This window comes from Corynebacterium sp. CNJ-954 (assembly GCF_001942345.1).
Lineage (GTDB): Bacteria > Actinomycetota > Actinomycetes > Mycobacteriales > Mycobacteriaceae > Corynebacterium.
This window is the reverse complement of sequence record NZ_MKKI01000002.1, coordinates 24,903-44,617: the sequence shown is the minus strand read 5'-3', so window position 1 is coordinate 44,617 and position 19,715 is coordinate 24,903. Positions and strand designations below refer to the sequence as shown.

The 19,715-nt window shown below is 65.9% G+C and carries 20 protein-coding genes, 1 pseudogene and 1 riboswitch; of the genes and pseudogenes, 7 read left to right on the top strand and 14 right to left on the bottom strand.

All coding sequences use genetic code 11. The annotated features are described in order from the left end of the window. Positions 1–3: 3 nt before the first annotated feature. The 4 genes from ilvD to BJF89_RS00955 all read right to left on the bottom strand — a co-directional run bounded on the left by ilvD (position 4) and on the right by BJF89_RS00955 (position 5,099). Positions 4–1,728: a dihydroxy-acid dehydratase gene (gene ilvD, locus BJF89_RS00970; protein WP_075811455.1), complete on the bottom strand. Its 1,725-nt coding sequence runs from the start codon at positions 1,726–1,728 to the stop codon at positions 4–6. 9 nt (positions 1,729–1,737) lie between these two features. Further along, positions 1,738–2,451, bottom strand: a complete 714-nt coding sequence (locus BJF89_RS00965) for an HAD-IA family hydrolase (protein WP_075811453.1) — start codon at positions 2,449–2,451, stop codon at positions 1,738–1,740. 57 nt (positions 2,452–2,508) lie between these two features. Continuing rightward, entirely contained in the window at positions 2,509–3,579 is a 1,071-nt protein-coding gene (locus tag BJF89_RS00960; protein WP_158026017.1) for a YdcF family protein, read from the bottom strand. A 95-nt stretch (positions 3,580–3,674) separates the two neighbouring features. Then, entirely contained in the window at positions 3,675–5,099 is a 1,425-nt protein-coding gene (locus BJF89_RS00955; RefSeq protein ID WP_158026016.1) for a helix-turn-helix domain-containing protein, read from the bottom strand. 61 nt (positions 5,100–5,160) lie between these two features. On the opposite strand from BJF89_RS00955, the gene BJF89_RS00950 reads away from it, so the two are divergent. Then, on the top strand, positions 5,161–6,159 hold the full coding sequence (locus BJF89_RS00950) for an ABC transporter substrate-binding protein (RefSeq protein ID WP_255372435.1): 999 nt from the start codon (positions 5,161–5,163) through the stop codon (positions 6,157–6,159). A 24-nt stretch (positions 6,160–6,183) separates the two neighbouring features. Continuing rightward, positions 6,184–7,065, top strand: a complete 882-nt coding sequence (locus tag BJF89_RS00945) for a siderophore-interacting protein (protein ID WP_075811447.1) — start codon at positions 6,184–6,186, stop codon at positions 7,063–7,065. A 2-nt stretch (positions 7,066–7,067) separates the two neighbouring features. Here the strand turns inward: BJF89_RS00945 and BJF89_RS00940 are convergent, their stop codons facing one another. Continuing rightward, on the bottom strand, positions 7,068–7,541 hold the full coding sequence (locus BJF89_RS00940; protein WP_075811445.1) for an SRPBCC family protein: 474 nt from the start codon (positions 7,539–7,541) through the stop codon (positions 7,068–7,070). A 100-nt stretch (positions 7,542–7,641) separates the two neighbouring features. Between BJF89_RS00940 and BJF89_RS00935 the strand changes: the two genes are divergently transcribed. From BJF89_RS00935 to BJF89_RS00920, 4 genes are all read left to right on the top strand, one after another. After that, positions 7,642–8,193 carry a DinB family protein gene (locus tag BJF89_RS00935; protein WP_075811646.1) on the top strand — a complete coding sequence of 184 codons (552 nt, stop codon included), beginning with the start codon at positions 7,642–7,644 and terminating at the stop codon, positions 8,191–8,193. Between the two features lie 153 nt (positions 8,194–8,346). Continuing rightward, positions 8,347–9,186 carry a polyphosphate polymerase domain-containing protein gene (locus tag BJF89_RS00930; RefSeq protein WP_075811443.1) on the top strand — a complete coding sequence of 280 codons (840 nt, stop codon included), beginning with the start codon at positions 8,347–8,349 and terminating at the stop codon, positions 9,184–9,186. A gap of 15 nt (positions 9,187–9,201) precedes the next feature. Further along, positions 9,202–9,888: a DUF4956 domain-containing protein gene (locus BJF89_RS00925; protein ID WP_075811441.1), complete on the top strand. Its 687-nt coding sequence runs from the start codon at positions 9,202–9,204 to the stop codon at positions 9,886–9,888. A 1-nt stretch (position 9,889) separates the two neighbouring features. Continuing rightward, complete coding sequence (locus BJF89_RS00920) at positions 9,890–11,626, top strand: CotH kinase family protein (RefSeq protein ID WP_075811439.1); 1,737 nt, start codon at positions 9,890–9,892, stop codon at positions 11,624–11,626. A 21-nt stretch (positions 11,627–11,647) separates the two neighbouring features. Here BJF89_RS00920 and BJF89_RS00915 read toward each other — a convergent pair whose 3' ends face one another. From BJF89_RS00915 to BJF89_RS00890, 7 genes are all read right to left on the bottom strand, one after another. Next, positions 11,648–12,568 carry an NADP-dependent oxidoreductase gene (locus BJF89_RS00915; RefSeq protein ID WP_222843784.1) on the bottom strand — a complete coding sequence of 307 codons (921 nt, stop codon included), beginning with the start codon at positions 12,566–12,568 and terminating at the stop codon, positions 11,648–11,650. Positions 12,569–12,659: 91 nt separating this feature from the next. Next, positions 12,660–12,953 carry a DUF2316 family protein gene (locus BJF89_RS00910; RefSeq protein ID WP_075811435.1) on the bottom strand — a complete coding sequence of 98 codons (294 nt, stop codon included), beginning with the start codon at positions 12,951–12,953 and terminating at the stop codon, positions 12,660–12,662. 69 nt (positions 12,954–13,022) lie between these two features. Further along, positions 13,023–13,187, bottom strand: a complete 165-nt coding sequence (locus BJF89_RS18770) for a hypothetical protein (protein ID WP_158026015.1) — start codon at positions 13,185–13,187, stop codon at positions 13,023–13,025. A 67-nt stretch (positions 13,188–13,254) separates the two neighbouring features. Next, positions 13,255–13,695, bottom strand: a complete 441-nt coding sequence (locus BJF89_RS00905; protein ID WP_075811433.1) for a VOC family protein — start codon at positions 13,693–13,695, stop codon at positions 13,255–13,257. A 45-nt stretch (positions 13,696–13,740) separates the two neighbouring features. Further along, positions 13,741–14,595 carry an aldo/keto reductase gene (locus BJF89_RS00900; RefSeq protein ID WP_075811431.1) on the bottom strand — a complete coding sequence of 285 codons (855 nt, stop codon included), beginning with the start codon at positions 14,593–14,595 and terminating at the stop codon, positions 13,741–13,743. After that, the gene (locus BJF89_RS00895; protein ID WP_075811429.1) at positions 14,595–15,017 is read right to left on the bottom strand and encodes a cupin domain-containing protein; all 423 of its coding nucleotides are present in this window, start codon (positions 15,015–15,017) and stop codon (positions 14,595–14,597) included. Before BJF89_RS00895 ends, BJF89_RS00900 begins: the two co-directional genes overlap by 1 nt. Beyond that, complete coding sequence (locus BJF89_RS00890; protein ID WP_075811427.1) at positions 15,010–16,029, bottom strand: zinc-binding dehydrogenase; 1,020 nt, start codon at positions 16,027–16,029, stop codon at positions 15,010–15,012. The genes BJF89_RS00895 and BJF89_RS00890 overlap by 8 nt, the downstream gene beginning before the upstream one ends. A 41-nt stretch (positions 16,030–16,070) precedes the next feature. On the opposite strand from BJF89_RS00890, the pseudogene BJF89_RS00885 reads away from it, so the two are divergent. After that, positions 16,071–17,003, top strand: a pseudogene (locus tag BJF89_RS00885) (helix-turn-helix domain-containing protein). On the opposite strand, the gene thiC reads toward BJF89_RS00885, so the two are convergent. After that, positions 16,994–18,751 (bottom strand): phosphomethylpyrimidine synthase ThiC, encoded by a 1,758-nt coding sequence (thiC, locus tag BJF89_RS00880; protein ID WP_075811425.1) that lies wholly within the window; start codon positions 18,749–18,751, stop codon positions 16,994–16,996. The pseudogene BJF89_RS00885 and the gene thiC sit on opposite strands and share 10 nt — an antisense overlap. Continuing rightward, positions 18,750–18,858, bottom strand: a riboswitch (TPP riboswitch). (Overlaps the previous gene by 2 nt.) 43 nt (positions 18,859–18,901) lie before the next feature. After that, positions 18,902–19,660: a sulfite exporter TauE/SafE family protein gene (locus tag BJF89_RS00875; RefSeq protein WP_187344660.1), complete on the bottom strand. Its 759-nt coding sequence runs from the start codon at positions 19,658–19,660 to the stop codon at positions 18,902–18,904. Positions 19,661–19,715: the final 55 nt, after the last annotated feature.

Genomic DNA, 19,715 nt, shown 5'->3' with positions numbered 1-19,715 from the left:
TCCTCAGATATTCGTGACCGCTCCCACCGACGCGGACTGCACCAGCTTGGCGAACTTCCCGAGCACCCCGTGCAACCGCGGGTTCGGCGGCGGAGTCCAGCCCTCTGCCCGTTCCGCCAACGTCTTCTCGTCGACGAGGAGGTCGATGGAGCGCGACGGGATGTCCACCCGGATGGGATCGCCGTCCTCGATGAAGGCGATCGGGCCGCCGTCGACCGCCTCCGGGGCGACGTGGCCGATCACCAGACCGGTCGATCCGCCGGAGAACCGGCCGTCAGTGATCAACAGGACATCCTTGCCGATACCGGCGCCCTTGATGGCACCGGTGATCGCCAGCATCTCCCGCATGCCGGGGCCGCCCTTGGGTCCCTCATAGCGGATCACGACCACGTCGCCCTTCTTCAACTCACCGTTGAGAACGGCGTCCATCGCCGGCTGTTCCTGGTTGAACACCCGTGCCGTGCCCTCGAACACCTCGGCGTCGAAGCCGGCGGTCTTCACCACCGCCCCGTCGGGGGCCAACGAGCCCTTGAGGATGCTCAGACCGCCGGTGGCGTGCAACGGCTCATCCATGCTTCGCAGGATCTTCCCGTCCGGGTCCGGTGGGTTGATCTCGGCGAGATTCTCCGCGACCGTCCGGCCAGTCACGGTCAGGCAGCTGCCGTCGATGAGACCGGCGTCCAGCAGTGCCCGCATGACCACCGGGATACCGCCGACCTTGAAGACGTCATTCATCACGTACCGGCCGAACGGTTTGAGGTCGCCGAAGTGCGGGACCCGGTCGCCGACGTCATTGAAGTCCTGCAGCTTCAGGTCGACACCCGCCTCATGGGCGATGGCCATCAGGTGCAGCACGGCATTGGTGGAACCACCGAGGGCCATGACCACCGCGACAGCGTTGAGCAGGGATTCACGGGTGATGATGTCGCGGGTGGTGATTCCCTTGCGCAGCAGGCCGACGACGGCCTCACCGGACCGGCGTGCGTACTCGGTGCGGTTCCGGTGGATCGCCGGTGGCGCGGCGGACCCGGGCAGGCTCATCCCCATCGCCTCAGCGGCCGAGGCCATGGTGTTCGCGGTGTACATGCCTCCGCACGCCCCCTCACCGGGGCAGACGGCGCGCTCGATGATTCCGACGTCCTCCTCCGACATCTTGCCCGCCCGACATGCTCCGACCGCCTCGAAGGCGTCGATCAGGGTGACTTCCTTCTCCGTCCCGTCCGACAGGCGTGCCTGCCCCGGCATCGTCGAACCGTTGTAGAGGAACACCGAGGACAGGTCCAGCCGCGCCGCGGCCATGAGCATGCCGGGGATGGACTTGTCGCAGCCCGCCATCACGATCGACCCGTCCAGTCGTTCGGCGGACATCACCGTCTCCACCGAGTCCGTGATGACCTCACGGGACACCAGGGAGTAGTGCATGCCCTCGTGCCCCATCGAGATGCCGTCGGACACCGAGATCGTGCCGAACTCGAGCGGGTACCCGCCCGCCGCGTGCACGCCTTCCTTGGCGAAACCGGCGAGCTTCTTCAGGGTCAGGTTGCAGGGGGTGATCTCATTCCAGGAACTGGCGACGCCGATCTGGGGCTTGTCCCAGTCGTCGTCGCCCATGCCGACCGCCCGGAGCATACCTCGGGCCGCGGTCTTCTCCAGGCCATCGGTCACGTCCCGGGAGCGGGGTTTGATGTCTACTGAGTCTGTGTCTCTGCTGTCTGTGTTGTGATCCATATCCCAACTCTAGTAGACGTGCCCTCGAGGAGCTTCCGTCCTTCCACTGTCGGTGACGGTGACGGCGAGTCGACCGTCCTGCACCTCGACCACGAGGTCGGTGAGGTCATCGAGGACGGCGTCCGCCGACGCCTCGCGTCCGAGCGCTTCCAGTGTCCCGCGCGGGTGGGACGTCGCCACCGCGAGGACCCGGCCACCGGCGGCGCGTCCGGCAGCCAACCCCGCGGGGGCATCCTCGATGACCAGGCAGTCCAGCGGATCCACGCCCAGCGCCTCGGCCGCCTTCCGGTACCCCTGCGGGTCCGGTTTTCCCTCGACAACGTCCTCGGCGGCAATCAGACTCTCCGGGACGGGGAGCCCCGCCGCGCCGAGCCGTGCGCGCATCAGCTCCTGCGAACCCGAGGTCACGGCCGCCCAGAGACTCCTGGGCAGTGACGCGAGCAGGTGTGCCGCACCAGGGAGCGCGACAACACCGTCGACGTCGCCGGTTTCCTTCGCCTCCAGCTTCTCGGCCTCGACGGCTACCTGGTCAGCCGGGAGGAAGTCCGCGATGGTGTCGGCGGAGCGCCGGCCGTGGCACACGGCGAGGACCTCATCGGCCTCTATGTCATGCTCGGCTGCCCACGCGCGCCATGCCCGGTTCACGGCCGCGGTGGAATCCACCAGGGTGCCGTCGATGTCGAAGAGGATGGCGGCGACGGTGAATCTGGAATCTGTACTCATCAATGCTCCCGTGGGTGGCGTCAGCGTGGGTTCCGGCGGTGTGGCACGAGTCTACGGTCACATGAAGATCAGCGGAACAGCCCACAGGGCCGTGAGTGCGAGCCAGACAAGGACATTCGCCCAGCGGTAGTGGACGACCAGCGCGGCAAACTCCCTGAGGAACGCCGAGGGCAGGTAGTAGGACGGTGTCACCGACCCCAGTGCGCGTACCCGCAGGCGTAGTTGGCGCGAAAGCGACACCGACCGCAGCACGTGGAAGTTGCTGGTCACGATGAGCAGAGCCGGGTCAACCAGCCCAGCGTCCCTCAGCACCTCTTCGGTGAACAACAGGTTCTCCTCGGTGTTCGTGGACTGGGTCTCCATGAGGATCCTGCCACCGGGGACCCCTCGTCCCCGCGCGTAGTCCGCCATCGCCTCCGCCTCGGCACGCGTCTCGTCCGTCCCCTGACCACCGGACATGACCATCAACGGAGCGGTTCCTGCGTCCTCCTGGGCGGTGTATTCGGCGACCGCCTTGTCCACCCGTGCCGCCAGCAACGGTGACACCGCGCCGTCGACGAGTCCGCAGCCGAGGACGACAATGACGTCCACGACATCTGCGTCGTCCCGGTGCGGGATCCAGCGGTAGACCACCGCGTAGACGGTGTAGGCGACCAACTCGACGATCAGCATGGCCCCGGGAATCAGGGTCAGCACCGCGACATTCACCGCCGCACGGGCTGACCAGGACAATACGGCCACATCACCCGCCGCGATGTAGAGCGCCGTCGCCGCAAGACCCACCGTCCCCAGCAGGGCGACCCCGATCACGGCGGGCGTCAGGGTCGCCAGTCGGATCCCCTCACGGCGTACCACGACCCCGGTGTTGGCGATGAGCGAGAACCCCGCGATGATCACCAGGACCGGAAGGATGAGCGTCGGTGCCGTACCGATCAGTGCCGGCACCGACACGGCGTGCACCGGCATCAGTGCAGAGGTCAGTGCCAGTACCGCGTACCAGAGTGCACCGACGGTGGCGAGCAGCCAGAACCCGTTGGACGGACGTCGCGGATGCCTCCGTATCCGCCAGACGGTCACCCCGGCGATGATCGACAGAGGGGCGAGCGACATCACTGAGGCGGTGTACATGGTGGTCACTATCCCCGGTTCCGGACGCCGGGTCATCGTGCCCAGGACTGAACTACCGCGCGGGACGACTCATCCCGTGGTCGGACATGGACGCCTCACACGTAGCCCCGGTACCTGCTCGGGGGAACCCCGTGGTGCCGGGCGAAGACGTGGCTGAAGGAACTGGTGCAGGAGTACCCGAGGTGCTGGGCGACCCCGTCCACCGGGACACCGGCAGAGAGGAGTTGGCGGGCGATTCCCATCCTCATCGAGGTCCGCCACTGACGGAAGGCCCCGGCCCCGTCCCCGGCGAGCGCACCCGTCAGCTCCGACCGGGAACACCCGAGATGCTCCGCCCACTCCTCCACGGTGCGGCCCGAGGACGGGTCCCGGCGAAACGTCTCCAGAAGTCGTGTCATCAGTCTGGAGTCCTGTACGTCTCCATCGCTCCCGCTGGCCAGGTAGGTGTAGAAGAGCCCGTCCACCAGTGCCGTCTGTCTGGCGAAGAGCGGATCGTATTCCTGTGCCGACGCTCCGAGAAGAGTGTCTGCATTCAGGCCCTCCGCGCACAGTCGGACCGGGCCTCCGCCGTGCTGCGCCCGACCGACCCGGGCCCCGACCGGCAGGACCAGGCTGTCATTCCCCATGTGCACGACATTCGGGATGCCCGCGGGAAGCCATGCCAGATCGCCCTCCACCAGTTCCAGATTCCCGCCACCGGCGGACACGCGAGCAGAACCCCGGTAGACCCAGATCAGGACGTGCATCCTGTTGGTCCTCGGCCAGGTGGACCTCTGACTGCCGGCACCCGACGCGGGTGACTCGGCACATCCCAAGGCCTCCGACGACCGGAGGCGTGCGGCGGTCGTCCCCATCGTCTCCCGGAACAGCCGCGCGAGCGCCGACCCCGACGATAGTCCGACGCGGTGAGCCGCGGTCTCCAGCGTCATCCCGGAGCCCCGTAGAAGCGCCGTCGCCGACGCGATCCGTGCCCTCGCCCTCCACTGCCCGACGGACAGAGACGTCTCGCTCCGGAACCGCCGGTTCAGGGTCGCCGGTGACAGGTGGACCGCATTCGCCAGGGACGCCACCGTCCCGGTCGACGTCGGATCATCCAGGAGGAGTTTCGCCGCCGCACGCGCGCCCGCTGACGTCGGCAACGGCGGCCGGGCGATTCCCGCCGGTGTTGTCGTGGATGGACCGGTCCCACGCAGGTAACCGAGACTCGATGCGAACTGCTCGACGAGGCCGTCCCGCCACTGCTCCGCGACCACTCCGCCGGACACGGTACCGTCCACCCGAAACGGCAGGACGTCGGTGTCCCTGCACCGGAATCCGACGACTCCCGCGTCCGGCGCACGGTCCACCCGCACGCCGACCCCCTGGTCAACCCAGATTCCCCGGCCCGCCCCCACCCTACGGACGCCATCTGCGCCACCCGCTCCCGTTCTGGTGACGACCTGCGCGGAACCGGAGACCGTCCAGTAGAAGACCGGAAAATTCAGTTCAACAGTGTGCGTCATACGGTCAATCCGGTCCATGAGGCTGACCATACACTTGTCCACCGTGAGGAAAGTAAGGCTTAGCTACAGGAGGAGAATTGTGAGAACACCGGGTTGGACACGGCGTTGCGTCTCGGCGGTCGTCGCGTGCGCGTGTGCGGCAGGACTGGCGTCGTGCGCGTCAGGGACAGACGGATCCGAGGGGCCCGCCGGCAGCACGGCAGACACAGCAGCGCAGCCCGCGGAGACGTCGGTGCCCGTCGAGCATGCCTTCGGCAGCACCGAGGTTCCTGTTCACCCCGAACGGGCCATCAGCTTCAGCCAGGCCTGGACGGACGCCTTCGCCTCTCTCGGGCATCCCGTGGCGACAGAGGTCGTCAGCACTCTCTTCGACGCGGGTGTGCCCTGGTCCACGGAGGCCGCCGGGGAATCCATCACCAATTCCGGTGGCGGTGCCGACGCCATCTCATCCTTCGGGGTGGAGGAGATCGCCGCGAAGAATCCGGACGTCATCTTCGCCGGTTACGTCCCCGACCAGGAGACCTTCGACGCACTCTCCGCTATCGCACCGACGGTGGCCACGGTCGGGACCGGGAAGGTCGACGACTGGAGGGAGGTCACCACCGCCGCAGGTCACATTCTCGGTGACGACGACGGAGCCGAGGACGTCATCGCCGGGGTTGACGACCTGATGCACCAGGTCGGCGAAGACCATCCCGCCGTCGACGGTGCCACCTTCGCCTACGCCGCCTACTCCGAGGGAAGTTTCAGCGTGATCTCGTCGCCGGAGGACGCGGCGAACCGATTCTTCACCGACCTGGGGATGACCCTGTCCGCAGACGACATCTCCGGCACCGAAACCAAACGTGGCATCTCGGTGTCCGCCGAGAACATCAGTCTGCTCGACATGGACCTGCTGGCGTTGTGGGTACGTGCCGACAGCCCCGACGACATCGCCGGCTGGTCGTCACTGCCGTCGGTCGAACACGGCACCGCGGCCGAGCTGGACTCCCCTGCCGCCACCGCCCTGGGCGCACCGACGGCCCTGAGCATCCCCTGGCTCCTCGACCAGCTCGAGCCCTACTTCACCAATCTCTGACACCGCACTCCGGGAGGAGCACACATGAACCACCCAACAGACCGCACCACGCAGGACGCCCGGGACGTCACGTCCGTCCTCAACAGCACAGAGCACAGGAAGGGCCTCAGTGAACTGGTCCTGGACGTCACCTCAGTGTCCCGCCGCTACCCCTGGCTGGCCCGCGTCACCGGCCATGTCGCCGGTATCACCGACACGACCGCCTGGGAGCACCCCAATCTGGCGGTGCGGCTGGCGGTCCCCGACCCCGGCGACGAGATCGGTGCACTCACCGGCCAACCCGACACGTGCCGACGGGTGTACACCATCGCGGAGTTCGACCGGCGGTCGTCCACGGTGGCCGTCGACATCGTGGTGCATGGCTCGGACTCACCGATGATGTGCTGGTTACGCGATCTTGTCCCCGGCGACCGTGTCCCGTTCGCGGGTCCCCGGCCGCATCCCGCCCCGTCCGGCGTGTCCGACGGTCGGCGCATACATCTTCTCGCCGACGGTTCAGCGTATCCGGCCGCCAGTGCGATCGCGCGGGCGGTACCGGTCGACACGGTCACGCTGGCACTTCCCGACGCCGGCCCGGCCGATCGCTACTCCGGTGATTTTCCCGGCGCGACGCTCCACCTCGCCGACAACTCCTCACCCACTCCCCTCGCTGACGTGGTCGCTTCCCTACCCTCGGACGGTTCGAGCGCGTTCTGGGCCGCCGGTGAACGCGAAGACATCCGGGGGGTACGTCACCACTGCCTGCGTACACTGCGTCTGCCGAAAGAACAGGTCCAGGTGTTCGGCTACTGGCGACGTGGCAGGACCGGCACCCAGGCGGACCTGGCGCGTCTGCGCGCTGCGGCCACCTACCAGGCTGAGGGGCGTTCCTTCAGCGAGGCCGATGACTTCGACATCGAGATCTGAGGTCAGTTCCTCTCCGCCCGCTGTTTGAGTGCATCCAGGGTCTGACGAATTCCCTGCTCAAGCTCGTCAGCGTGGCTGTCTGCTCCGCCCAGCAGGAAGCGGGCGAAAAGACTGCTGACCCCGGTCAGCCTCCCCGGGACGGGTCGACGGAGGGTGAGTTCGGTGCCGGCGTCGGTCTCCTTGAGCTCGTACACCCACCGTGCCCCGCTGGTCACGGTGTCCCAGGACAGTTCCCGGTCCGGAGAGACGGTACGGATACGGCTCCGGGTCGGCCACACCACCACTTTCCGCCGGTTGATCCCGATGTAGTTCTGCCCCTCGCGGAGCCCGCCGGGCAGGATCGGCACCATGGTGACGAGTTCGGGGCTGGCCGCCGCGAGGTTCCGGAAGTCGGTGATCACCGACCAGACGTCCCGCGCCTGCGCATCGATGGTGACCGACGAGCTGAGTTCGCGTGCACTGTCGTTGTTTCCCATGGCATCTCTCCTGGTTGTCGTCTCTGCGGGCCGTGCCTGACCGCCCCAGTATCACAGTTCGTCGTGGAAACTTCCCGGGAACCGGAGGATCATGGGTCTCATGACCACGTACAGCTGGAACTCGCTGCTCCTCGACCAGATGGACTGGCACTGGACGCATCAGCTCCGGGCACGGCTCGACGGGCTCACCGACGACGAGTACTTCCGGGAGCCGGTCGCCGGTTGCTGGAGTATCCGACCCCGGGGAACCGGCACTGCCCCGGTGCAGGCAGGCGCAGGATCCATGGCCATCGACTTCGCGTTTCCCGAGCCGACCCCACCCCCGGTGACCACGATCGCCTGGCGGCTCGGACATGTCATTGTCGGTGTCCTCGGCATGCGCAACGCCTCCCACTTCGGCGGTCCGCCCGTCGACTATGGCTCCTTCACCTACGCCACCACGGCACAGGAGGCTCTGGCCCAGCTCGATGAGCAGTACGGCGCATGGAAGGCCGGGGTGGCGTCCCTCGGCGAGGACGGGCTCTCACGTCCCTGCGGGGACGCGGAGGGTCCCTTCTCCGACGATCCGTTGGCACGCCTGGTCCTGCATATTCACCGCGAGCTCATCCACCACCTCTCCGAGGTCTGTCTGCTCCGAGACCTGTACAGGTGAAGTACGTTCACAGCTGACATGCAACCGCCGTGCTGGTCCAGAAAGATCCCCGTAGACAGGCGACGCGGGGACGCATGACGTACCACGACTGCGGTACGTGAAATCCCATGTCTGTGGGATTCGGAGCGGTGCCGATCCCGAAACAATGGTCACATGACCAGCCCACCGAACAAGATCAGTCATCAACTGCGTGCCCCGGGGAAGCTCCACGCCTTCAACCGCTACGAGCTGAAGTACCTGGTGCCCGCAGAGCAGGTGCCTGCCATCCGCGAGGAACTGTCCCGGCGGATGGAGCACGACCCCCACGCCGGGCCAGGCGGTTACGGCGTGTGGAGTGTCTACTATGACACCGACAAACTGCGCTTCTACTACGAGAAGATTGAGGGGCTGAAGTTCCGACGCAAGCTGCGGATCCGTCGCTACGGCGAGACCGGCGGCGCCGACGAACCCGTGTCCGCCGACTCGATGGTGTCGGTGGAAATCAAACAGAGGGTCAACCGGGTCACCCAGAAGCGACGGGTCATGCTCCCCTACCACCTGGCACTGGACCTGTGCGACCGTCGCATGCGGGTCGAGTACCCGGGTGCCGACCAGAGTTTCATTGATGAGGTCCTCGACCTGGTGATCAGGCTCGACCTCCGTCCGACGGCGATGACGGGGTACCGGCGTGAGCCGTACGTCGGCACCGACGCCGATCTCGGTCTCCGGGTCACCCTCGACCACCGCGTCCGTGGACGTGACCGCGACTTCGACCTGCGCTCCGAGACGGAGAGCCGCTACATCATCCGTCCTGACCTGGCGGTCATGGAGGTCAAGGTCAATGAGCGTGCCCCCTACTGGGTGACCGACATGGCCGCCCGGCATGACATGCAGGTCCAACGGATCTCCAAGTACTGCCAGAGCGTCGAGGCCCACCGCCTGGCGCCACGGTCACTCTTCCACGCCCCGGAGGACGACCACGTCGACCCGTCCTCCCTCGTCCGCACCAACTGAGAAAGAAAGTCTTCCATGGATCTCAATTTCGGTCTCACCGACCTTTCCGGCACCTTCAGCGTCGCCGACGTACTTCTCTCCCTGTCCCTCGCTTTCGTCTGCAGCCTCGTCGTCGCCTGGGTCTACCGCAACACCCACAAGAACATCAGCTACAGCCAGGGCTATGTGCAGACCCTGATCATCCTCGGCATGCTGATCTCCCTGATCATGCTCGTTGTCGGATCTAACGTGGCCCGGGCATTCGCCCTGGTCGGAGCATTGTCCGTGGTCCGCTTCCGTAACGCCATCAAGGAGACCCGTGACGTGGGCTTCATCTTCCTGGTGATGGGTATCGGTATGGCTTGCGGCACCCGCTTCTACACGCTGGCCGTCCTCGCCACCGTCGTGATCTGCGCCGTCATCCTGGTGATGCACCGGTTCAACTGGTTTGCGCTGGACGTCCAACGACAGGTCGTGAAACTGCAGGTGCCGGCCGACGGCGACGACTACGCTCCGATGATCGACGACATCCTCATCCGGAACACCACCGAGTACGAACTGATCAGCACCGAGAGCGTGCGCGGCGGCTCCCTGGTGGAGTACAGCTACACCGCGAAGCTGAAGAAGAACGTGAAGGCCGCGGACCTGATCAACGAGTTGCGTGTCGTCAATGCCGGCCAGAAAGCCACCGTCCTGACCGGGTACGACCAGACGGACATGTGACATGGCCCAGCCCACGGACACACAACGCACACCACTCCGCCACCGGCTGCCGGTACGGCTGCGGCATCACTGGAAGCTGCTGCTCGTCATCGTGGCGGTCGTCGTCACCGTCGCGATTGCCTTCGGTGCCAGTATGGTGCGCCCCTACATCACCTCCGAACTGGTCTCCGAGACCGTGATCACCCAGGACATCGGAGGGGACTCCGACCTTTTCGAAGGCGACGACCACACCATCGACATCAGCTTCAACCAGGCGGAATACGACGACATGATCGCGACCTTCCGTAATGAGGACGAGAAGGAGTACATCCGTGCCGACATCACCATCGACGGGACCCTGATCGAGAATGTCGGGCTGCGACTCAAGGGAAACTCCACGCTCTCGTCGCTGAGCGGAAGCGGCGCAGGTCCCGGCGGCGGGACCGGTGAGGACCGCGACATGCCCGAGGGCATGGAAATGCCCGAAGGAATGGAGGATATGGGCGGCACAGGTGGCATGGGCGGCATGACCCAGCTCTCCGAGGACTCCCCCGAAGAACTCCCGTGGCTGATCAGTTTCGATGAATATGAAGAAGGCAGGGCCTACCAGGGGATGACGGAGATCGCCCTCCGTCCTGCCGCCAGCGGTTCCGATGTCGCACTGAACGAGGCCCTCGCGCTGGAGATGACTGCGGAAGCGGGCCAGACGACCCAGGACTACAGCTTCACCTCCGTATCAGTCAACGGTGGCGAATCAACGGCACGTATCGTACTCGACAGCCCGGACACGCTGTGGGCCGATGACCTGGGCGACGGTGTCCTCTACAAAGCCCGGGCGGGCGGGTCACTGGACTACGTCGGAGACGATCCGACAGAGTACGAGGAATCATTCAAGCAGATCAACAGCGAAGGCGGTTACGACCTGCAGCCGGTGATGAACCTGTTGAAGTTCCTCGACCAGTCGTCGGACGAGGAGTTCGCCGAGCAGCTCGGAAACTATCTCGACACTGAATCGTTCGCGCAGTACCTCGCACTGCAGGAGATCCTCTCCAACAACGATGCGATGGACGGCCCGGGCAACAACTACTACCTGTGGTACGACACCGACGACGAGAAGTTCACGGTGCTGTCGTGGGACCTGAACATGGCCCTGTCCGGGATGATGGGCGGCACGGGCGGCGCGGGCGGTCCAGGTGGCGACGTGGCGGAAGACCCCGGTGACACTGCTGCCGAAGGTGATGCGGAAGGCACCGTCGACGGGCGTCCGCAGATGCCGCAGATGCCGCAGATGCCGCAGACCGGGGAGATGCCGGAGTTCCCTGACGGCATGCCCGGCGGTACCGGCGGTGGAGACCTGGAGATGCCTCAGATGCCCGACCGCGGTGAGGGGGAGGAAGACGGACCCGGGGGTGGAAGTGACAGCAGCATCCTCAAGGAGCGGTTCCTCGACAACGACGAGTTCTACGCCATGTACGAGAACGCCTACACCGATCTCTACGGCCGACTGATCGCCAGTGGCTACGCCGCCGACACTCTCGATGAGCTCACCACCCGAGCAGAGGCCGCCGGAGACACCGGTGCGACGGCGCTCGCGGAGTCCATACGGTCCACCCTGGAGTCACTCTCCGAGGATGCTCCCGAACCCAGCTCCGGTATGGGCATGGGAGGCGGTGGAGCCGGCGCGATGGGCGGACCTCCGGGCACTACCGACGGTACCGGTACCGGAGCCACTCAGGACGCCCAGTCCACCGAGACCTGACAGCGCACATCCCCGGTGGTGTCAGCGGGTCACGTCGATGACGAGTTTGCCGTTGGCCTCCCCCGACTTCGACACCTCCAGTGCCTCAGCAGCCTCCCCCAGCGGGAACGTCCGGTCGATGTGCACCGAAACCGCGCCCTCGGAGACCTTCTCCAGGAGATAGTGCAGCCGGCCACCGTCCGGGCGTACCCACACCCAGCGCCCGCCGTGTTCCTCGACATCGCTGTCGGCGATCGAGACCAGGCGGTTTCCATGATCCGCCCCCAGAAGCGCGAGGCTCTGGTCCAGCACACCACCGACGAAATCCACGACGGCGGTGATCCCGCCGGGCGCGATCTCACGCACCCGGTCTTCGAGTCCGTCCCCGTAGGCGACCGGCGTCACGCCCATCTCGCGGAGCCGGTCATGGTTCTTCGGTGATCCCGTACCGATCACCGTGGTCCCGTAGTCGACGGCGAGTTGCGCGGCGATGTGCCCGACCCCGCCGGACGCGCCGTGGATCAGCAGTGTGTCGTCAGGTGACAGTTGTACGGTCTCGAGGGCGCGGAGTGCGGTACCTCCCACCAGCGGAATGCTGGCAGCGGTGTCGATGTCCACGTCCGCGGGGACGACGGCAGCCGACTCTGCGGGAACGGCGACGTACTCCGCATAGGTTCCACCGTGGACGACCTCTTTTCGCGCGTAGGCTGCGACCCGGTCACCCACCGAGAACTCGGGGGTGTCAGGACCGGTCGCTTCGACGGTGCCGGCGACGTCCCACCCCGGAATGACGGGGAAGACGGCGTCCAGCATGGGGTCGAGGCCGCCGGCCATCACTTTCCAGTCGACGGGGTTCACGGCGGCGCGTTCGACCCGGATCAGGATGCTTCCGGGGCCTACTTTGGGCACCGGCACATCGTTGAGCTGCAGAATGTCAGGATTTCCGTATTCCGGGTAAGTCATGGCACGCATGTGTCAGCCAACAGGTCGCAACGCCTCCGTATTCCATACCCCCTGGGGTACCACCCCCGCACCCGCCGCTGCGCTGGGCATATCAGGGTCGTTCCCCTACCCCGAACCACACCGCTGCAGCGCCCCTCATCTCCTCGGTGAGCACTGCGTGGGACACCGGGTCGACCCCTGACTCACGCACCATCTGTTCGAGAGTGTCCCTCACCCACCACACATCTACCGGGTGAGCCTCCGGAGTGACTTCCAACGCGGCACTGAAGCGTTCCAGCGGCAATGCTGCACGCTCCCTGACCTCCTCCGGGCTCAACCCGGAGCGGGTCAGGTTCTCGGCGAACTCCGATGCCGTCTGTCGCCGTTGCTGATCATTGAGGGACATGTCCCCATCGTGCCAGAGTCCCCGCCTCCCCGTTCGTCAGGACGGGAAGGCGGGGACTCTGAAGATACGTCAGTAGTGGGCGGGCGGATCGCTGCCCGGGAAAGATTCTTCCTCCCACTGGTCCACGCGACGCTCAGCCGCTTCAGCGCTTTCCTTGCCGGAACCGGGGCGCTCCGACTCGTCGTCCGCGACCTTCTTCAGGTCCGGGTCGTCGCGCTTCTTGTCGTCACTCATCGTAACCTCCACTTCCCTTATCTCTGGTCCACGTGTCGGATACCTTGCGGATCCCAGGATACGCGTCTCAGCGAAGTTCTTCCGCCAGTGCGACGATGATCCCCTCCGGGCCGCGCAGGTAGCACAGACGGTAGGCGTCCCCGTACCGGACGATCTCGCCGACGAGCTCGGCGCCGTGTTCAAGGAGTCGACGGACGGTGCCGTCCAGGTCATCGACGGCGAACATGATCTGCCGTAGTCCGGGTGTCTCCACCGGTTCCGGTTTCCGGACGCCTGGATCGGGTTCCGGGCGCAGGTACCTCGTCACCTCGATGCGTCCGTGGCCGTCCGGGGTGTGCAGCATCGCGATGTCGGCGGTCACACCGTCAATGCCGCAGATCCGGTCCACCCACTCACCACCGACCTGCGTGGTGCCGTCAACCTCCATCCCCAGTTCGCGGAAGAAGTCGACCGCCGCATCAAGATCCCGGACGACGACAGTGACATGGTCCATGCGTTGAAGTGCCATGACGTCGAGCTTAGGCCTCCGGGAGCCGGAGCCCTGCACACTCGACTACTTACCGCTGTACACGGGGAACGCGCTGCTCTCCCCGTAGTCTTTCTCATCGAGGCTCCGCAACGCCTCCATGTCCTCTGCGGAGATCTCGAACCCGACCTCTGCGTTAGAACGCATGTGCTCCGGGTTCGCGGTCTTCGGCAGCGACACCGCCCCCAGCTGCAAGGTGTAGCGGATGCACAGCTGCGGCACGCTCACCTCATATTTGCCCGCCATCGCAGTAACATTCTCATTGCCGAGGATCTCACCGTGCGCGATCGGCGAATAGGCCTCGACGACGATATTCTTCGACGCGCAGTAGTCGATCAGCTCGCTGGGGGTGTTTCCGGCGTGGACGAGGATCTGGTTCACGTGGGGGGCCACCGAGCCGTTCTCGAGGATGTTGTCCAGGTCGTCCTCCCGGAAGTTGGAGACTCCGATCGAACGCAGCTTGCCAGCCTTGTAGGCCTCCTCCAACGCCCGCCACGCCTCTCGGTTGCCCTCGGCGTAGTCACCGCCCCGAAAGTCGTCCCAGGGTTGCGGGCTGTGGATCAGCATCAGGTCGATGTAGTCCAGGCCCATGGTTTCCAGGGACTGGTCGATCGCGGCGACGGCTCCGTCATAGTCCTTAACCTCGGCGGCAAGTTTCGTGGAGACGAACAGGTCCCCGCGAGCCACGCTACTGGTGCGGACGCCCTCGCCGACGCCCCGTTCGTTGCCGTAGGCCTGGGCGGTGTCGATGTTGCGGTAGCCGGCGCTCACGGCGTCTCGGACCGCCTGGGCGGCCTGGTCGTCATCGATGAACCAGGTCCCCAGTCCGAGCGCAGGGACCTCCACACCGTTGGACAGGGTGTAGCTTTCGTTGTAACTCATCAGGCCTCCTGAGATAGCGTGCTGTAGTGCTCGTCAGTGACCGGTTCCAGCCACTCATTGCGGGTGTCTTCACCGGGGACCTCCACGGCGAGGTGGGTGAACCAGGAGTCCGCCTTCGCGCCGTGCCAGTGCTTCACCCCGGCGGGAGTGCTCACCACACTGCCCGGTGTCATGCTCACCGGCGTCTCCCCCTCTGCCTGGTACCAGCCACTGCCGTCGGTGCACAACAGGATCTGACCACCACCGGACGAGGAGTGATGGATGTGCCAGTTGTTCCGGCAGCCCGGTTCGAAGGTCACGTTTCCGATGGTGACACCCTCGGTGGTGAGCATGTTCAGAAAGCTCTGACCGACGAAGTTCTCAGCGTAGGCGGTGTTGGGCTCCCCTACGGGAAACGTCGGTACGTACCCTGAATCAGTCATTCTTCTTCTCCTTCTTCTCCCTGGATTCTCCTTGGGCAATGGTCAGGACGATCTTGCCGACGGCCTCGCCGGAGCGGAGACGATCGGCAACGTGCGCCGGATCGGTGATGTCCAACGTCCTGTCGATGACCGGACGAATCTCGCCCCGGGCGACGGCAGGAAGGACGTCCGGCAACAGCCCGGCGATGATGCCGGACATCTCCGTGTCCCGGGTGAACCCGAACGACACACCGTGGACGGTGAGGTGCCGGTACGACAGCGCATCAAGATCAATAGTCGATGCCGCTCCGGCGAGCCGCCCGATATTCACCACGTGACCGTCTTCCGCGGTAGCAGGAAGACACTCGGCGAAGGTCTGCCCGGCGACGTGGTCGAGGACCACGTCCACCCCGCGCCCGTTCGTGGCGTCGAGGACCGCATCGGTGAGATCCTCCTCCCCGGTGACGACCACAGTGTCGGCCCCGAGCCCGAGCAACCGGCCACGTCCGGCTGACCTCCTGGTCGTCGCGATGACGGAGGATGCTCCGAGCGCCTTCGCCATCTGTACCCCGATCACCCCGATGCCGCTGGTGGCTCCCGTGATCAGCACGTCCTGGCCTGCCGTGAAGCCTGCCACCGTAAGCGCACCGTGCTCAGTCAGCAGCCCGGTGGGGAGCGCACAGGCGCTCTCCGAGGAGAGGCCTTCCGGACGGGGCAGGACGAACCGGTGGTCGACAACGACGTATTCCGCGAATGACGCCGGCACAGATCCCATGACCGCGTCGCCGACGGCCCAGCGCCCCGCGTGCTCCCCGACGGCGACGATTTCGCCGGCGTACTCGAAACCCGCGATGAATTCTCTGCCGTGCCCTCCGGTTGTCGAGTCCGCCTCAGCGAGCATCGGCAGATCCGCATTGTTCGTCGCGGCCGCATGGTTACGGACCAGGACCTCTCCTGGCCCGGGGGTCGGCACATCGACCTCGTCGAGGACCCATTCCGGGCCCCGTCCCGCGATCAGTGCACGCATCGTCATCTCCTTATCTCCTTATCTCCTTCATCTGTTGACTGCACACCATGATCGTCCCGCAACCCGGGCCGCACAGTGGAGGAAAACATCCTGGGAGAGATCCCTCCCCCTCACAGCCCACGTCCACCACTGGAATACTGGCCTTCATGAGCGGCGACACCAGGATGAGCGAACTCGGGACCTTCCTCAAGGCACGGCGCAGTGAACTGTCTCCGCGCCAGGCGGGTGTCGTGGAGACTCCGGGACCACGTCGGGTGCCGGGGTTGCGGCGTGAAGAGGTCGCTGCACTGGCCAATATCAGCACCGACTACTACACGCGTGTCGAGCAGGGTCGGATCCGGGTGTCCGCACCGGTCCTGACCGTCCTGGCGGATGTCCTGCAACTCGACGAGGACCAGCGCGCCTATCTCGTGAGCCTGTCGGGCAGGCAGGAGGTCCGGACGCCCCGTCGTGCCCGTCAGAAGGTCCTGCCGCAGCTCCGGAGACTGCTGGACGATCTCCGGACGACGCCCGCCATCGTCATGGGACGCAGAATGGACGTCCTCGCGTGGAACGGCCTGGCTGCCGCGATGATGCTCGATTTCTCCGGTGTTCCGGAGTCACGTCGGAACTATGTCCGGCTCCTCTTCACGGATCCGCGGATGCGTTCGCTGTAGAAGGACTGGGAGACGGTGGCACGCACCGCCGTCGCCCAGCTACGCATGGAGGCGGCGAAGTATCCGGACGACGCCAGGCTGGCGAACCTGGTCGGGGAACTGTCCGTCGGCGATCCCCAGTTCGCCTCCTGGTGGGCGGCGCGTACGGTGGCGAGCCTGACAACGGGGACGAAGACCCTGGTCCACCCCGATGTCGGCGAGCTTGTGCTGGACTGGGACACGCTGGTCAAGGCCGACGACCCAGAACAGCAGCTGGTGATCTGGACCGCAGCGCAGGACTCCCCGACGCACCATGCCCTGCTGCGGCTGAGTGGTCAACTCTGATCACCCACCGTGGGGTGCGGGAGGTACACCTGCGCACCGGTGGCGAGGAATTCCTTGCTCTTGCGCTGCATCCCGGCAATCGCCGCCTGCGCCTCGGCACTGCCGTAGGTGTCCCGGATGTCCTGTGAGATACGCATCGAGCAGAACTTCGGCCCGCACATCGAACAGAAGTGCGCCGTCTTCGCCGGTTCAGCGGGAAGTGTCTCGTCGTGGAAGTCCTGCGCGGTGACCGGGTCCAACCCGAGGGCGAACTGGTCACGCCACCGGAACTCGAACCGGGCCTTGGACAGGGCGTCGTCGCGTGCTGTGGCTCCTGGATGCCCCTTGGCCACGTCGGCGGCGTGTGCGGCGATCTTGTAGGTGATGACACCGGTCTTCACGTCGTCCCGGTTCGGCAGGCCGAGGTGTTCCTTGGGGGTGACGTAACAGAGCATGGCGGTACCGTGGCGGGCGATCTCGGCCGCCCCGATGGCCGAGGTGATGTGGTCGTATCCCGGCGCAATGTCGGTGACCAGCGGTCCGAGCGTGTAGAACGGCGCCCCGTCGCACAGCTCCTGCTGACGTTCGACGTTCTCGCGGATCTGGTGGAGCGGGATGTGACCGGGACCCTCCACCATGACCTGCACGTCGTACTCCCACGCCCGGTGGGTCAGTTCGGCGAGGGTGTCGAGTTCGGCGAACTGTGCGGCGTCATTCGCGTCCGCGATCGATCCGGGGCGCAGACCGTCGCCGAGTGAGAAGGCGACGTCGTAGGCGGCGAAGATCTCACAGAGCTCGTCGAAGTGTGTGTAGAGGAAGTTCTCCTCGTGGTGCGCCAGGCACCAGCCCGCCATGATCGATCCCCCGCGCGACACCATTCCGGTGACCCGGTCGGCGGTCAGCGGGATGTAGCGCAGCAGGACCCCGGCGTGCACGGTCATGTAGTCCACGCCCTGCTCGCACTGTTCGATCACCGTGTCGCGGTAGATATCCCAGGTCAGTGCCTCTGCGTTGCCGTCGACCTTCTCCAGTGCCTGGTAGATCGGGACGGTGCCGATGGGGATGGGCGAATTGCGGATGATCCATTCCCGGGTGGTATGGATGTCGTTGCCGGTGGACAGGTCCATCAGTGTGTCGGCGCCCCAGGTGGCGGCCCATTCCAGCTTCGACACCTCCTCGCTGATCGAGCTGGTCACCGCCGAGTTTCCGATGTTGGCGTTGATCTTCACCAGGAACTTCCGTCCGATGATCATCGGCTCGGATTCCGGGTGGTTGATGTTCAGCGGGATGATCGCGCGACCGGCGGCGACTTCGCTGCGCACCAGTTCCACGTCGCAGTTCTCCCGCAGGGCCACGAACCGCATTTCCGGGGTGACGACACCCCGACGCGCGTAGTGCATCTGCGTCACCGTGCGGCCCGGTTCAGCATGACGGGGTTCAGGACGTCGTCCCTGCCACTGCTGGGACGGTGCGCCACGGCGGACGGCGGCCCGGCCGTCGTCGATCAACTGTCGTTCACGGAAACGCCGGATACGGGTGTCTCCACGTGCCCGGATCCATTCTTCACGCCAGGGGGCCAGGCCTTCTTCCGGGACGCTGCCCGGCCCGGCGGTCCGGTAGACCTGCAGTGGCGGGTTGGGGCCGCCGTCCGGGGAGTTCTCCTGGTGGATCTCGGTGACCGGGACCCGGATGCCGTGGTCTTCGATCCATCCGCAACGGTGCGCGGGGTGCTGCTGGACAGGGGTGGGCGGGGCAGACGGGGTAGACACAGCTACGCTCCTCACTTCCTACGCCGGTATCAACCGGATCAGGTTCGACGGTCCCGGACGATCACAGTCCGGTCTCAGCCCCTCGTGGGGCACCCGTGTGGACGTCTCATGCCTACCATGACGGCTGGAGCACCTGCAATCGGACAGTGCTCAGAGCATGGCGACGACACCGTTGACCACCAGCGTCACCGCACCGGCGAAAGCCAGCAGTGTGGCGAGTTTCCGGGTGCCCTCGCTGGAGATCCGGTCATACAGCCGGTCACCGAACCACGCACCGACGAAAATCGCCGCGACAGCGAGGATCCACAACCAGACGGGCAGACCACCGACGTCGACACCACCGAAGATGACGATCTTGAGTACGAAGGACAGCAGGTTCGCGATCACGATCACCGGGTGCAGGGTGGCCACGAAATCGCGGTAGTCCCAGCCGGTCAACCGCGCGTACACGGTGAACGCGGGTGCGGCGATGCCGGCGACGGTGCTCATGAACCCGCCTGCCGCTCCTGCCAGCACCATGGGCAGGACGGACCGCTCCGAGAGCCGGGCCTTCTCCGGCTGGAACAGCGTGACCCCGAGCGCGGCCAGCACCAGTACACCGACGGTGACCAGCAGCCAGGGGCCGTCGGTCACCAGCACGACGAAGACGGCCGGGAGCGATCCGAGCACCAGTCCTCCGGCGAGGAAACTGAATCGCCGCCAGTCGGTCCTGGCACGTACCGCCCAGGCGTTGTTCACGGCGTTGACGGTGGACAGTCCGTTGACGACGGTCACCCCGGCAGCCGGGCCGAGCGCGACAGACAGCACCGGACCGGCGACGAGGCCGACGCCCATGCCGGTGATGCGCTGGAGTACCGCTCCGACGAGGACGGCGAGTATCAGGACGATCGCGACGGTGGACACAGAGATCGAGCATAAACACCCTGGACGCCGTGCCACCCCGGCGGGCTCGTCGGACGCGGTG

Excerpts from the sequence above, each read along its gene's own strand:
- BJF89_RS00965 (WP_075811453.1), bottom strand. The coding sequence starts at position 2,451 with ATGAGTACAGATTCCAGATTCACCGTCGCCGCCATCCTCTTCGACATC.
- BJF89_RS00960 (WP_158026017.1), bottom strand. The coding sequence starts at position 3,579 with ATGTACACCGCCTCAGTGATGTCGCTCGCCCCTCTGTCGATCATCGCC.
- BJF89_RS00900 (WP_075811431.1), bottom strand. The coding sequence starts at position 14,595 with ATGAGTTACAACGAAAGCTACACCCTGTCCAACGGTGTGGAGGTCCCT.
- BJF89_RS18770 (WP_158026015.1), bottom strand. The coding sequence starts at position 13,187 with ATGAGTGACGACAAGAAGCGCGACGACCCGGACCTGAAGAAGGTCGCG.
- BJF89_RS00955 (WP_158026016.1), bottom strand. The coding sequence starts at position 5,099 with ATGGACCGGATTGACCGTATGACGCACACTGTTGAACTGAATTTTCCG.
- BJF89_RS00935 (WP_075811646.1), top strand. The coding sequence starts at position 7,642 with ATGACCACGTACAGCTGGAACTCGCTGCTCCTCGACCAGATGGACTGG.
- BJF89_RS00890 (WP_075811427.1), bottom strand. The coding sequence starts at position 16,029 with ATGACGATGCGTGCACTGATCGCGGGACGGGGCCCGGAATGGGTCCTC.
- BJF89_RS00905 (WP_075811433.1), bottom strand. The coding sequence starts at position 13,695 with ATGGCACTTCAACGCATGGACCATGTCACTGTCGTCGTCCGGGATCTT.
- BJF89_RS00945 (WP_075811447.1), top strand. The coding sequence starts at position 6,184 with ATGAACCACCCAACAGACCGCACCACGCAGGACGCCCGGGACGTCACG.
- BJF89_RS00940 (WP_075811445.1), bottom strand. The coding sequence starts at position 7,541 with ATGGGAAACAACGACAGTGCACGCGAACTCAGCTCGTCGGTCACCATC.
- BJF89_RS00910 (WP_075811435.1), bottom strand. The coding sequence starts at position 12,953 with ATGTCCCTCAATGATCAGCAACGGCGACAGACGGCATCGGAGTTCGCC.
- BJF89_RS00920 (WP_075811439.1), top strand. The coding sequence starts at position 9,890 with ATGGCCCAGCCCACGGACACACAACGCACACCACTCCGCCACCGGCTG.
- ilvD (WP_075811455.1), bottom strand. The coding sequence starts at position 1,728 with ATGGATCACAACACAGACAGCAGAGACACAGACTCAGTAGACATCAAA.
- BJF89_RS00925 (WP_075811441.1), top strand. The coding sequence starts at position 9,202 with ATGGATCTCAATTTCGGTCTCACCGACCTTTCCGGCACCTTCAGCGTC.
- BJF89_RS00915 (WP_222843784.1), bottom strand. The coding sequence starts at position 12,568 with ATGACTTACCCGGAATACGGAAATCCTGACATTCTGCAGCTCAACGAT.
- BJF89_RS00930 (WP_075811443.1), top strand. The coding sequence starts at position 8,347 with ATGACCAGCCCACCGAACAAGATCAGTCATCAACTGCGTGCCCCGGGG.
- BJF89_RS00895 (WP_075811429.1), bottom strand. The coding sequence starts at position 15,017 with ATGACTGATTCAGGGTACGTACCGACGTTTCCCGTAGGGGAGCCCAAC.